Origin of the sequence: Roseivirga thermotolerans, from assembly GCF_014653175.1 — a bacterium.
GTDB lineage: Bacteria > Bacteroidota > Bacteroidia > Cytophagales > Cyclobacteriaceae > Roseivirga > Roseivirga thermotolerans.
On the sequence record NZ_BNAG01000003.1, the window covers coordinates 794,278 to 807,551 of the forward strand.

At 43.6% G+C, this 13,274-nt stretch carries 12 protein-coding genes; 2 read left to right on the forward strand and 10 right to left on the reverse strand.

The window, feature by feature from the left end; all coding sequences use genetic code 11:
* Positions 1-340 precede the first annotated feature (340 nt).
* The 3 genes from gloA2 to IE164_RS13565 form a co-directional block, all read right to left on the reverse strand.
* Positions 341-727, reverse strand: a complete 387-nt coding sequence (gloA2, locus tag IE164_RS13555) for an SMU1112c/YaeR family gloxylase I-like metalloprotein (RefSeq protein WP_189630759.1) — start codon at positions 725-727, stop codon at positions 341-343.
* A gap of 172 nt (positions 728-899) precedes the next feature.
* The gene (locus IE164_RS13560; RefSeq protein WP_189630760.1) at positions 900-2,285 is read right to left on the reverse strand and encodes a TonB family protein; all 1,386 of its coding nucleotides are present in this window, start codon (positions 2,283-2,285) and stop codon (positions 900-902) included.
* Positions 2,260-2,793 (reverse strand): RNA polymerase sigma factor, encoded by a 534-nt coding sequence (locus tag IE164_RS13565; RefSeq protein ID WP_229838687.1) that lies wholly within the window; start codon positions 2,791-2,793, stop codon positions 2,260-2,262. The genes IE164_RS13560 and IE164_RS13565 overlap by 26 nt, the downstream gene beginning before the upstream one ends.
* Before the next feature lie 136 nt (positions 2,794-2,929).
* On the opposite strand from IE164_RS13565, the gene IE164_RS13570 reads away from it, so the two are divergent.
* Positions 2,930-4,837, forward strand: a complete 1,908-nt coding sequence (locus IE164_RS13570) for a YfbK domain-containing protein (RefSeq protein ID WP_189630761.1) — start codon at positions 2,930-2,932, stop codon at positions 4,835-4,837.
* A gap of 138 nt (positions 4,838-4,975) precedes the next feature.
* Here IE164_RS13570 and IE164_RS13575 read toward each other — a convergent pair whose 3' ends face one another.
* The 6 genes from IE164_RS13575 to IE164_RS13600 all read right to left on the reverse strand — a co-directional run bounded on the left by IE164_RS13575 (position 4,976) and on the right by IE164_RS13600 (position 10,470).
* Entirely contained in the window at positions 4,976-6,589 is a 1,614-nt protein-coding gene (locus IE164_RS13575) for an ABC-F family ATP-binding cassette domain-containing protein (protein WP_189630762.1), read from the reverse strand.
* A 116-nt stretch (positions 6,590-6,705) separates the two neighbouring features.
* Positions 6,706-7,395, reverse strand: a complete 690-nt coding sequence (locus IE164_RS13580) for a DUF2490 domain-containing protein (protein WP_189630763.1) — start codon at positions 7,393-7,395, stop codon at positions 6,706-6,708.
* Positions 7,385-7,960, reverse strand: coding sequence for a hypothetical protein (locus IE164_RS13585; protein ID WP_189630764.1), 576 nt, complete (start codon positions 7,958-7,960; stop codon positions 7,385-7,387). Before IE164_RS13585 ends, IE164_RS13580 begins: the two co-directional genes overlap by 11 nt.
* A gap of 74 nt (positions 7,961-8,034) precedes the next feature.
* Positions 8,035-8,619 (reverse strand): aspartyl/asparaginyl beta-hydroxylase domain-containing protein, encoded by a 585-nt coding sequence (locus tag IE164_RS13590; RefSeq protein WP_189630765.1) that lies wholly within the window; start codon positions 8,617-8,619, stop codon positions 8,035-8,037.
* A gap of 208 nt (positions 8,620-8,827) precedes the next feature.
* Positions 8,828-9,877, reverse strand: a complete 1,050-nt coding sequence (locus IE164_RS13595; protein ID WP_189630766.1) for an acyltransferase family protein — start codon at positions 9,875-9,877, stop codon at positions 8,828-8,830.
* Positions 9,878-9,891: 14 nt separating this feature from the next.
* Positions 9,892-10,470, reverse strand: a complete 579-nt coding sequence (locus IE164_RS13600) for an ankyrin repeat domain-containing protein (RefSeq protein WP_189630767.1) — start codon at positions 10,468-10,470, stop codon at positions 9,892-9,894.
* 243 nt (positions 10,471-10,713) lie between these two features.
* Here IE164_RS13600 and IE164_RS13605 point away from each other — a divergent pair, with 243 nt between their 5' ends.
* Entirely contained in the window at positions 10,714-12,774 is a 2,061-nt protein-coding gene (locus tag IE164_RS13605) for a helix-turn-helix domain-containing protein (protein ID WP_189630768.1), read from the forward strand.
* Between the two features lies 1 nt (position 12,775).
* Here IE164_RS13605 and IE164_RS13610 read toward each other — a convergent pair whose 3' ends face one another.
* Positions 12,776-13,183, reverse strand: a complete 408-nt coding sequence (locus tag IE164_RS13610; protein ID WP_189630769.1) for a TIGR03067 domain-containing protein — start codon at positions 13,181-13,183, stop codon at positions 12,776-12,778.
* Between the last annotated feature and the right edge of the window lie 91 nt (positions 13,184-13,274).

The following is a 13,274-nucleotide window of genomic DNA, read 5'->3' on the forward strand; positions in this document are numbered from 1 at the left end:
AAATATCCGCAATCTCATTTAGGCTCTGTTGAGATGCCGGATAAAACAGCCCTTTTTGAGAGTTTAAGGCCTGTTTTTCCGGCATGACGTTCTTTTCGTACATCGAACTCAGGTTAATGTTTAAAGATAATGAGTTTGTTCGTCTGACTACTAAGAATGGTCTGGCGACCGGATAATCTGCCTCACTTTCACTGCGGGGCGCAAAATAAACATAGTGGATTTTGCAACGCGGCAATCCGCAAGTTATTCGCTCCAGCCTTGTAAACAGGCAAATGGCCATATGACAAATTTGACGGTGTTAAAGTTTTCCCTTGCACCGGCTGTGCTGTAGACATAAGGTTTAAACCTCATAAAGTTCCAGAGGTAAATCATCTGGGTCGGTAAAGAAAGTGAATCTTTTGCCTGTGTATTGATCGGTACGGATTGGCTCGGTAATTACTGCTTTCAATTTTAAGCTATCAACAGCTTCTTCAATGTTCTCAACTTCAAATGCCAGGTGTCTGAGTCCTTGAGCCTCCGGTCTGGATGGTCTTGCCGGAGGGTTGGGAAAGGAGAATAATTCAATGATGTATTCACCGTTTAGGGCAAGGTCGAGTTTGTAAGATTGTCTTTCTTCACGATAGACTTCTCTTATAATTTCCAGGCCTAGTATCTCGGTATAGAATTGCTTCGACTTTGAGTAGTTGCTGCAGATGATGGCTATATGATGGACTTTCTTAAGTTTCAAAACACGTAATATTTACACATTCAAAAGTAGTGAATCGAAAACATGTTGGTTGGGCTGTCTGGCTTTTTTATCCCGAGCTTAACCCATTGGCAGGAAGGCTAAACTTACCTGCCTGATTGTTCGAGGCTACAGAAAGAAAAGGATTGGTAGAACTCCAACATTGAACCAAAACCTAGTTCGGTCTAAACCGAATTCTTAGAGTCACCTTAGAGCTTTCAGGAACTTCATTAACCCCAACTAATTTAGGCTGCCATTGAGGGCCTTCTTTGATGAGTCTTATGGCTTCCTCATCGCAACCGTGGCCAAGACCTTTAAGGGTCTTAAAGTTACTCAGACTTCCATCGGCTTCTACGGTAAACTCCACTGTTACCACTCCCTTTATGTTTTGATTCCTGGCAGCTTGAGGGTATCGGATGTTTTCTTTAAGGTAGCGATTGAATTTAGGGTACCCTATTTCTGGTTGAGGGGCCTTAAACCTGATAGTAACCGGGGCCACTTCATCACCTTCGCTCACGCCCGTGACGATAATCTCCCCTAATGCATTCACATCGGGCTGTAGTTTCACATTGAGAGAGTCTCTGTTTCCGGGCACAAGGCTGGTTGTAAGGTATCCTAAAAAGCGAAATTCTAACTCTGAAAGTCTGGGAATATTATTCAATTGAAACAGTCCATCGGTATTGGTTGTAGTGCCTCTCGTTGTTCCTTTAATCACCACTAGTACACCGGGTAGAGGAAGTTGATCTTCGGCATCCACGACTCTGCCTTTGAGGGTGGTTATATTGGCTGGATTATCTTCTGCAGGAGCTATAAACCCTTGTTTGGACCGGGCATCTTGGATAACAACACCAGTCACCCGACCCGATAGTTGTTGGGTGATTTGCTCCATTTCCTGAGTGGTTTCCAAACGACCAATTACTTTGTCCATAGGAATAATAAGCTGAGAGTCTACCGCACTAAATACCATTGACTCCAGAGCAAGTTGTTTAGAGGAAGCATCGATGCGAGCAATTTCTGTTTGAGTTCTCTCCTGTTTAGGCTCGATATTCAGTTCCAGTTGGCCCTCTAATTTTTCATCGACCTCCGCTTTTGGGGAGTCAATAGTCTTCTTTTGTTGTATGGAGTTTGTCTCGGCTTTCGTATCCTGCTCAAGAACCGGCTCCCGAGCCTGGGGCTTGAGCAGTGTGTCTTCTTTTTCAGGAGACTGCAGTTCACTTAGGTCGCGTTTGGGCAGTGGCCTGTTTTCTCGCAGAATAAAAAGGCTGCCAACAATAACTACTAAAATGAGTGCCGCTGCAAGCCCTTTCCAGACAGTCCAGAAACCAGCAGGCCTATCTTCTTCAGCCAGGAGTTCATCCAATCTATTGTCCAACTCATTGAGATCGGCATCCAGCATTTCATCGGTGAATTCATCTAGCCCTTCAAGCGCCTCATTATAAAGTGGATTTTCGACCATAAGCCGTTCCACTTCGTGTTGTTCTTCACGGGTTAGTTCACCATTTCTGTAAGCTTTGATTAGCTCAGGCGTCAAATGTTCAATATGTCTGTTCTTCTTGCTCACGCAGCTTTTCTATACATATTTTCAAATTCCTTCTTCCATTCTGAAGATAGCTCTTCACTTTCTTCAACTCAAAACCTGTGGCTTCACAGACTTCCTGATAGGTTTTCTTCTCCAGGTAGAAAAGCCTGATGCAGATATTTTGTTCCTCATTTAGTCCTTCAATACAGGTTTCCATCTTGCCTAAATCTTCTTCGACCTCAGTTTCATCAGTATGATGCACAGGAAGTTGATATTCCATAAGCTCGACTCCATTAATTTCCGGACTCTTCTTTCTTAGAAGCATTAGGCACTCATTGCGCGTAAGCACATATAGCCAGCTTTTAAAATTCTGAACTTCCTTCTCCTTCAGCTCCCTCATCAACTTTTCAAAAACCTGCATGGCCATGTCTTTGGCAGCCTCTCTATCCTTCAGGTAATTCATGCAAGTACCATAAACCAGTGGCATATATCGCTTGAAGAGAATCCCTAATACAGATTTTTCTCCAGTCGATTGATAAGATTCAATCAATTGAATGTCAGTTAGTTGTTCTGTATTTGAATTCCCTCGGATCAAGCGTTGTAAAAGTTTTTTCAGGTCTGTTTATGGAATCGATCGAGTTCTGGCATCCTGTCTTTAAAGATTATAAAACTAAAATCGATATACCATGAAACAGGTCTTAATAATCATGATGACTTTATTGGTTGGATTCCATAAACCAGTAGAAGAAAAATTTTCAATCACCATTAGTGGTCAAGTAACAGGAGCTGATGATGGGTTACCATTACCTCAGGTGACAGTGCTATTAAAGGGCACAAGGAACGGTGTTGCTACAGACTTAAATGGCAAGTACGAACTAGAAGTTCCTAATGAAAAGTCAGTCTTGGTTTTTTGCTATTTAGGTTATGTTTCTCAGGAAGTTCAGGTGGGTAAAAGGAAGGTTGTAAATATTCAAATGCAACCAGATGCAACTGCCTTGGAACAAGTTGTGGTTACTGGTGTCGGGAGAAGACGCTTGTTTAATAGAAGAGCTAAGACTGAGGCTTCGCCAGCCAATGTTCAATATGATATGATTGAAGATGAGTTAGATCTGAAGGTGCTTGAACAAGATCATATTCAGTCTATATACATGCCAAATTACAAATCAAATACTGAGTCCTATGCAGAAATAGAAGAAAACGGATTTAATTCACCTTTCAAGAATCCTTTCAGTACGTTCTCCATCGATGTAGATGCGGCTTCATATAGTAACGTGAGACGGTTCATCACTCAAGGACAATTGCCGCCAAAGGATGCTGTAAAAATTGAAGAAATGATCAATTACTTCGATTATACCTACAATCAGCCTACGGGTCAACATCCTTTTCATGTGCAGCACGAGGTGGGTAGAGCTCCGTGGAACCGAGATCACTATTTGGTTCATATCGGTATTCAGGGGCAAAAGATAGAAATGGACCAATTACCGCCTTCTAATATTGTGTTCTTGCTCGATGTATCGGGCTCTATGGAAAGCAAAAACAAGCTGCCGTTGCTCAAAAAGTCGCTTAAGTTGTTGGTCCATGAATTGAGACCAGAAGACCGGGTTTCCATTGTGGTGTATGCCGGAGCCGCTGGAGAGGTGCTGCCCTCTACTTCTGGAGCAAATAAGCGAGAGATTTTAAAAGCACTGGAAAACCTTCGGGCCGGTGGTTCGACAGCTGGTGGAGCCGGTATTCACCTGGCTTATACGATTGCCCAAGAGAATTTCATTAAAGGCGGTAATAATAGAATCATCCTGGCCACAGATGGAGATTTTAATGTCGGGGCTTCAAGCGATAAAGCCATGGAAGACCTAATCGAAGAGAAGAGAAAGAGTGGTGTATTTCTTACTGTTCTAGGTTTTGGAATGGGCAATTATCAGGATTCTAAAATGGAGATTTTGGCCGATAAGGGGAACGGCAACCATGCCTACATCGATAATATTCTAGAAGCCAAGAAGGTATTGGTCAATGAGTTTGGTGGAACATTGTTCACCATTGCTAAGGATGTGAAACTACAGGTTGAATTCAATCCTGGAACTGTGCAGGCCTATCGACTAATTGGCTATGAAAACAGACTTTTGGCCGATGAAGACTTCAATAACGATAAAAAGGATGCAGGCGAATTAGGTGCTGGTCATACTGTTACAGCTCTTTATGAAGTAATTCCGGTTGGGGTTAAAAGCAGTTTTAAACCTATTGATGATCTGAAGTATCAGCCCAATCACAAGCCGGAAGTAGCAATTAACACCACAGACTTAATGACAGTAAAGTTACGCTATAAACAACCCGATGAAGATCGCTCTGTTTATTTAGATACGGTTATTCCAAACGAGGTGAAACCTATTCGAGGTATGAGCCATAATTTCAATTGGTCTGCCGCAGTGGCATCATTCGGAATGCTGCTTCGCGAATCCGATTATCTCAATGGCTACACCTATCATGAGGCTTTGGAGTTGGCCAGACTTAGTAAAGGCTACGATGAAAATGGCTATAGAGCAGAAATGATTCGGTTAATGGAAGCGGCCGAACTCATGAAGCGTTCGGAAGAAGAGTAGCATATTCATAAAAAAGAGGCTATCTCAAAAGCTTTAAAACCCGTCATCTGGGCTTGTCTACCGGCAGGTAGGCAAGCTCAGGGTGACGTTCACCTGGCTCTTGAGGTAGCCTCTTTTATCATCAGGCTTGCTTGGTGCCTAGTAAATCTTTTCTCGTTGTGCCATCCACTCCTCGTTTTCAATGTAGTCATCGTAAGTGCTCAGCTTGTCGAGGTAGCCTTTTGGTCCTATTTCCAAAATTCTATTGGCCACAGTTTGGGTAAACTCATGATCGTGAGAAGTGAAGAGCACCGTGCCAGGAAAGTCTTTCAGTGCATTGTTAAATGCCTGAATAGACTCCAGGTCCAGGTGATTGGTAGGTTCATCTATAATGAGCAGGTTGCCTTGGGCCAGCATCATCCGAGAAATCATACAACGAACCTTTTCACCTCCAGAAAGCACATTAGCTTTTTTGAAAACTTCTTCGCCCGAGAAGAGCATTTTGCCCAGGAAACCACGTATGAATACCTCGTCTTTTTCGCCCTCAGAAAACTGCCTTAACCAGTCTATGAGGTTTTCGTTGGTATTAAAATATTTTGAATTGTCGTTGGGTAAGTAGGCCGTAGTAATCGTTTGACCGAATTTGAACTCGCCCGAATCGGCCTTTTCTTCACCCATTAATATTTTAAAGAAGGTAGTTGTTGCTACACTGTCTTTGCTCAGCACGGCTATTTTATCGCCACGGTTCACAAACAGATCGAGCCCTGAGAAGAGAGGTTTTTCTTCGTTGGCTTTCGAAAGGTTTTTGATTTCCAAAATCTGATCACCGGCAGGGCGGCTTTGCTGAAATATAATGGCCGGATACCTGCGGGTAGAAGGCTGAATGTCTTCCACATTAATTTTGTCCAGGAGCTTTCTTCTGCTGGTGGCTTGTTTAGACTTAGAGGCATTGGCCGAGAAGCGAGCAATAAACTCCTGAAGCTCTTTCTTTTTCTCTTCAGCTTTTTTGTTGGCCGCTGAACGCTGCTGAAGGGCCAACTGGCTAGACTGGTACCAGAAAGAGTAGTTTCCGGTGTAGAGCTTCACCTGGCTGTAATCGATATCTACAATATTGGTACAGATGGTATCTAAAAAGTGACGGTCGTGCGATACCACAATCACCGTGTTTTTAAAGTCGAGTAAGAAATCTTCCAGCCAGCTAATGGTTTGGAGATCCAGGTCGTTGGTTGGCTCATCCAGAATAAGAATGTCGGGGTTGCCAAATAGGGCTTGAGCCAATAGTACTCTCACTTTTTGACTACCGTTCAGATCTTTCATCAGGCTATAGTGCAAGTCCTCCGTAATGCCCAGTCCGCTCAAAAGGGCAGCCGCATCAGACTCCGCATTCCACCCGTCCATCTCAGCAAACTGTGCTTCCAGTTCAGAAGCTTTAATGCCGTCTTCCTCGCTGAAGTCGGGTTTCATGTATATAGCGTCTTTCTCTTTCATAATGCCCCATAGCACGGAGTGGCCCATCATTACGGTATCGAGCACAGTGTTTTCGTCAAACTCAAAGTGGTTCTGTTTCAATACGGCCATTCGTTTGCCAGGTTCAATGGTCACAGACCCGGAGTTGGGGTCTATATCGCCCGATAAAATCTTTAGAAAGGTAGATTTTCCGGCTCCGTTGGCACCAATAACACCGTAGCAGTTGTTGCCACTGAATTTTATGTTTACTTCATCAAAAAGGACTCTTTTACCAAAAGCAAGGGATACGTTTTGTACAGAGATCATAGTAGGCTATCAATTTCAGGCCGCAAAGGTAGGGCTTTTAAAGCCGCGCAAAAAGGAAAGCACAAATAGTTTGAACTATGTGGCTGATAATTAATAAGAAAGATGTGTTGGTTAGATTATAGGTTAAAAAACCAATTGAGGCTTAACCAATAGCTATGCCGGGTTGGGGCTATGAGAATGGACTGGTTGCGGTAGTCCAGGCCTACTTCTACCTTATGAGTATTGCTCATAAAATACCCTAAAAAGGGCCCAAAGCGATATTCGGTGAGTGGTGCGTTGCCTCGTTGCCAGGTTTGAATGAGTTCATTGTTCACTTTAACATAAAACTCACCGGGATCCGCTTTCTCTCCGTCTAGCGGAAACTCCATGCTCATGCGGTAGCGAAGCCTAAACACAGCGGGCTCTTCCGGGGCAAAGGTTTGATCGCTTACCAACCGATGGCCCAGATTAAAGTTGCGCAGCCGGCTAATAAACGAGAACTGTTGAATGATTCGGTGGATGCGTTCTCCCTGACGAAGACGAAGCAGGTAGCCGAGATTGATTTTTTCAGATAAACCTACTTTTCGTGAACCAATCAGAGTGAAATCGGTAAGCAAATGTTCATGCATTCGTATGGGATCGGTATGAACAAACCCGGCCCGAAACTGCTCGCGGGTTTCTACCTTCAGGTTAAGAGCATACAGCTCGTTGATACTTCTATTGAGATTAATGGCCGGCAAAATACCGCTCTGAAAGCTATTTTGTGCGCAAAGTGTGGTGCCAAATAAAAGGCCGGCCAGCAAACCAATGTACTGCCTAATACTCAAGGTGCTCGCTGTTTCGGGTGATAATCTGGTTTAGCGACAATAGCTCTCCCTGAGCTGAAAAAGTGAACTTCCATAGCTTAGGAAGCTTACCTTTCTTTCCTTTAACTACAATTTCAAAGGCATGTGGGACACTTAGCAAAGGCATTTTTTTCTGAATCAGAGTGGCAAGGGAGGTGCTTTGATATTGTACCTGTACTTTTCTGATTTTATAGCGACCAAACTGACGTTCGAATTCCTCCAGAATACGATTTCGGGTGGCCTTGTTCAATTCTTCCATGCGTATAGTTACTTCAATGTCTTGCAGGCTTCCATCTTCAGAAAACTCAACACTAAACCAACGTTTGTCATGTTTGAACTTAGCCTCTAGAGAAGTGCTGCTTAGTCCTTCCTCAAAATACCATTGTGCTTTTTCAACCCCTCCGGTTGTCAGGTATGTAAGGGCTTGCGGTGGAACTTCTTCCGGTTTAATACGCGATTCTATTTCCAGTTTTTGAGCATAGAGCAGAGTAGGTAGGGCTAGTCCTACAATCGCCAGATTGAGTCTTAATAAGTTCTTACAAAGCATATGCAAAAGTATCGGGCTCCGCTAGCATATACACTCAAGGAAGTCATTTTGTTTATTCGCCCTTGGCTCACAGGCTAGCTACCCTTAATCAACGATTGTACCCAATCGTTAGGGATCATGTCTATGGTAAGATTAATACGGTCTTCGGTACTGTTGTTTATCACGCGGTGTGGGTCGGTTAGTCTCATATACCAACATTCACCCGGTTTCATAGGTACAATTTCGTTATTGAGATAAAATTCTACACCTGGCGCGTTAATAATAGGGATGGTGAGCCGAATGACCGATTTCGGGATTTCCAGACCCAGAGTGGGGTCGGTATGTTCCTTAACAATGTTACCGGCTGCCAAACGAAGCACACGCACTAAGGTAACTTTGGTGTGTTGCTTAAACATATCGACCACTTCGGTCAGGTAAGGCGAAGATTTCAACTCTTGGGTGTCTAGCCAATCGGTCCACGAACCATCGGCATAATCTTCGGTAGATGGAGGTGTAGGTAAACTGGGGTCCACAAAATGGGCTGGCGAGCGAAGCGGTATCACATTGTAGTAAATGAAGTTATTCATTGGCATTTGATACACCTCATCGATAATACGCTGCACATCAAATTGAAAGGGAAGTTTTACTCTGTCGCCAATAGACTGTGTGTGGTTGCTCATTTTAAGACTCCTTATTGTTACATGCTAAGTTAAGGGCATTGCATCTAATATGCCATAGCCAATTGCCGATTACCCTCAAATTAAAATAGGCTAGTAACTAGAGCGGTTGGGTGCCTTTTTGCAAAGCAAAGAAGGAGACCATCCCAGGGGCAGCCATTACGCGGTTTTAGCGCACTGTGCTCTTGCGGATGGTCTCTTTAATTGGGAATTATTTATCGAGCTTTTTTAATCCGAACAACGGCCGAATAAAACTTACACGCTTAATGGGCCACTCATAAAGAGCATAGCAAGCCACAAAAGTAAGTACTACCACAGCTACAAACTCCAACCATACCGGCCAAGCCAAAGGAAAAATGAGGTAGGAGAAAAAGTATAGAGCTGCCATATGAATGATATAGATTGGATAGGCAGCGGCACTGAGATAACTGAGTAATCGGCTCGGGCGGTTGAGGTATTTGTGGGCAAAACCAAATGCTGTAAGTATCCAGGCCACAGACTCGATAGCCATGAGTTCATTTGGACCCACCAACTCGTAATGGAGCAACCGAACAGCGTAGAGTATTAAAGCCACGGTGAACAGTACCCAGCGCCATTTTAGAGTGTTTTGCCAGAACCTGCAGCCGCTGTATACACAGAGAAAGCCCAGTATGAAAGCCACCATACCCAGAAAGAAACCGTGCCAGGTAAGGGCATACATTTCGAAAGGCGAAGGTTGAACAAGCAGAGCTTCTGCTTCAAAAAGCAAGGCTATTATTAAAAATCCTGCCGGGCTGCTAAAGAGTTTCCTTATAGTGTTGGCAAATGAGGTTTCAGGCCTGTTTTTGAGCCAATAAAAGAGCGGAATAAAAAGCAGAACATAAGCAAAAATATTACCCAGAAACCACAAGTGGGCCGGAGAGGGTCTGTATGAAAAAGGCAGGCCGTAATGCTTAAATAGAATGGCCACGTGTATAGGTACAATGACCAGAGCACCAAACCCGTAAGGCATAAGAATTCGTGTAGCCCTTTCACCCAGTAGCTGTTTCCAGTTGCGTTTTTGCAGGGCAAAAAATACGCCCATTCCGGAAACAAAAAAGAGAAGCGGAATACGCCAAACGTTCAACATGCCCATAGGAATCCAAAGGTTTGGAATGGGTTCGTCATTAGCTATAAAGCCGATTAGCGAACCCCAGGGCTGAAAACCAATGGCAATATGATATATCAGCAGCATGGCAATGGCAATTACCCTAAGCCAATCTATGTCGTACCTTCTTTCCATCTATCGAGCCGATTTTATTGTAAAAGTTTGGCAATTTCTGGACGGGCAGCTTCTATTCGCTTTAGGTCTAATGTAAGCCCCATGGGTTTTAACTGACCCCCAATTAGTTCATACATTGGCTTTAACTCCGAGAATGGTGCTTGTACAGACTCCAGGGCAGTAGCCCCAAATGCATTTTTTATGGTCTTATCTGCTCCGGCTTCCAGGAGTAGCTTTACCTGTTCTATACGACCAAAAAAAGCGGCTGTAAGCAATGCGGTAGATCCTTCCTTGTTTTTAATGTTCAGGTCGGCTTTGGCTTCAATAAGGAGTTTTGCAATATCGTCATGTCCAAATACTGCGGCTAGAATAAGAGGAGTAGACCCGCCAAAAGGGTCTTTAGCATTCAGGTTGGTACCGGCCGCAATATGCTGTTTTACCACATCGGCTTGTCCTGAGATTACGGTATCGTGTATGCTTTGAGTAGGAGCTTTTGTTGAGGCGGCATCACCTTCCTGAGTTTGATTGTTTGCCTGGCCGGAACAACCCATGCCTAGTAGAAGCAGGGCTAGAAAAAAGGCTGTGGGTTGTAGAATTAAGAGTGTTCTTTTCATACGTTTTAGATTCGTTTGTTTCTTCATTGTTTTTGATGACACAAAGTTGAAAAGAACAATTGCCGGGCAGTTAGCAGTAATCAGGCCAATACTATTAAGTTTCAATCATAGACTAAAACTATGATGCAACCCTATAAATTATGACGCATAACTTTCGATTTGGGCTTGTGAAGCTGGTTTTTTCGGGTTTGTTACTCTGCCATTTATTTTCCTCCTTTGTACAATATTAGGCCTTACTTTTTCATGCAAGAATTGCCCCCTTTCGAACGAAATTTTCTGGACAAACTCAGGGAGGTTATACAACAGCAAATGGCCCACGAGCAATTTGGTGTTTCAGAACTGGCCGAAGAGGTAGGTATGAGCCGTTCTAACCTGCTGAGAAGGGTAAAGAAAATTACCGGGCAGTCGGTGAGCCAGTTTATTCGCGAGGTTAGGCTGGAGAAAGCCATGGAACTACTTAAAACCGGGGCACTGAATGTTTCGGAAGTTTCTGAACAGGTAGGGTTTGCCAGTGCTTCTTATTTCGTGAAGTGCTTTAGAGAACAGTATGGATACCCCCCGGGAGAGGTGAGCAAACGTATGGAAACTGTCGCTCATGAGGTTCCACCCGCGCCAGCTTCCGGCATAAGGGCCCCACTTTTAATTGTAGCCGGTATTTTCATACTACTGCTTGTCGTGTTTTTGCTAAGTAGGCCCGACCGCGAAAATGAGATTTTAGAGGAAAAGTCTATTGCTGTGTTGCCATTCATTAACGATAGCAGCGATTCTTCCAATGTTTACCTCATCAACGGTCTCATGGAGTCTACGCTCATTAATTTGCAGAAAATTGCCGATCTGAGGGTAATTAGCCGAACCTCTACTGAGAAGTACAGAAATTCGACTAAAACCATTCCTGAAATGGCTAAGGAGCTCAATGTGAAATATTTTGTGGAGGGCAGCGGACAAAAAATTGGCGACCGGATACTGCTGAATATTCAGCTAATTGAAGCTGCCACCGACAAGCACCTTTGGGCGCGGCAGTATGAACGCAACACTAGCGATATTTTTAAACTACAGCAAGAGATTGCACAAAACATTGCCGGAGAGGTGCAGGCCATTATTACCCCCAAAGAACAGGCACAAATTGAGAAAATACCTACCGATAACCTGGAGGCTTATGACCAGTTTTTAAAAGGAAGGGACTTGTTGGTGATAGGCGATGATGAGAAGACCATGAGGTCATTGCCATACTTTAAAAAAGCGACCGAGCTAGACCCCGGATTTGCTCATGCCTATGCTGCTTTGACAGTGGCCTATTACTACCTCGATATTTTTCAGGCCGATAAGAAGTTTGCAAAAGAAATACACCAAAGTGCTGACAAAGCTATGCTGAATGACCCTAAGCTGCCGGAAAGCCTGATAGCCAAAGCGCTTACTTTTATGTATGACGAAGATTATAGCTCTGTGGCTCCTTACCTGGAAAAGGCACTTGAATATAACCCCAATTCTACCGATGTAATTAACTTGCTTTCAGATCTTTATGCTAACTATACTCCCAATACCGCCAAGTATCTGGAATATGCCCTAAGAGGAGAACAGTTGGCTGCAACGTCTACCGATTCCATGACCCGAAGTTTCTTGTATTTGCATCTTTCCAATGCGCTAATTCAAACAGGCTTTGTGGAAGAAGCTTTGTACTATGTGAATAAATCCATTGACTATGAGAAGGATAATGGGTTTTCTAACTTATTGAAAGCCTTTGTGTTATATGCCAAGGAAAAGGATATGAATCGGTTGAAAGATCGGCTGATAGTGGAGTGGAAGAAGGACTCTAGCCGGCTGGATATTTTGCAGGAGGTAGGGAAGGTATGCTACTTTATGCGCGACTACGAAGAGGCTTACTACTATTATTCTATTTTTCTGGATATGCGTGAGCAAATGAAACTTGACATTTACCGATATGAGCATGGAAAGATAGCTGTAGTACTGGAGGCCATGGGTAAGAATAAGGAGGCTGAAGCCCTGAATAAAGATTTTCTGGACTATATGCAGCAAGATCAGTCCATTTATAAGGAATTAAGTTTGGCGGTTTATTACGCTCACCAGGGAGACATACAAAAGGCATTAAAACAGTTAAGGTTATTCTCGGAGAAAGAGAATTTCCAATATTGGCTTATACTCTTTGATGACGATCCTCAAATGGATGCTTTGAACGATGTGCCTGAGGCCCGAAAGCTGTGGTCAATTATTGAAGATAGGTTCTGGAAGCAACACCAAAACATACGGTCGCGGCTTAGCGACCAGGGTTTGCTCATTACCGACTAACTTATTCGATGCGTTTAAAAACTACCAGATAATACAGCGGCTGCCCTTCTGTAGAAAAGGCTTTGGGATAACTGTCGCCCTGTAGGTTGTAGCACACCGTTAGGCTGTCGCTGGTTTGTTTATAGATGGCCTTGAAATGCTTTCCTTTATTAGGGCCTTCCTGACCATATATATCCATTTTATGCTCATTAAAGTGAATTATGCCTTTGTCTATACTTTCTGCATGCATGGTATACAAGCTATCGGTTACCACCAGTTTTTGATTGCTATTGGCTGCCAGAGGTAGCGGAGTGCCACCAAGGTTCTGACTGACGGGTTTCCATGTGCCATTGATTGGAGAATTCTCAGGAGCAGGCCTACAAGAAATAATAAACAGGGTAATGACTAAGTAGCTTAAAAAGTAACGCATAGTTCACAGTATCAACACTGTGAATGTAAGCATTATGGGCGAGAGCTCTCAGGTTATTAACGCCTCTGCCCATTTTATACCACTAAATCGG

Bases quoted from the DNA above. Each gene is read 5' to 3' on its own strand.
- IE164_RS13570 (WP_189630761.1), top strand. From the start codon at position 2,930: ATGAAACAGGTCTTAATAATCATGATGACTTTATTGGTTGGATTCCAT.
- IE164_RS13575 (WP_189630762.1), bottom strand. From the start codon at position 6,589: ATGATCTCTGTACAAAACGTATCCCTTGCTTTTGGTAAAAGAGTCCTT.
- IE164_RS13585 (WP_189630764.1), bottom strand. From the start codon at position 7,960: ATGCTTTGTAAGAACTTATTAAGACTCAATCTGGCGATTGTAGGACTA.
- IE164_RS13590 (WP_189630765.1), bottom strand. From the start codon at position 8,619: ATGAGCAACCACACACAGTCTATTGGCGACAGAGTAAAACTTCCCTTT.
- IE164_RS13595 (WP_189630766.1), bottom strand. From the start codon at position 9,877: ATGGAAAGAAGGTACGACATAGATTGGCTTAGGGTAATTGCCATTGCC.
- IE164_RS13600 (WP_189630767.1), bottom strand. From the start codon at position 10,470: ATGAAAAGAACACTCTTAATTCTACAACCCACAGCCTTTTTTCTAGCC.
- IE164_RS13605 (WP_189630768.1), top strand. From the start codon at position 10,714: ATGCAAGAATTGCCCCCTTTCGAACGAAATTTTCTGGACAAACTCAGG.
- IE164_RS13610 (WP_189630769.1), bottom strand. From the start codon at position 13,183: ATGCGTTACTTTTTAAGCTACTTAGTCATTACCCTGTTTATTATTTCT.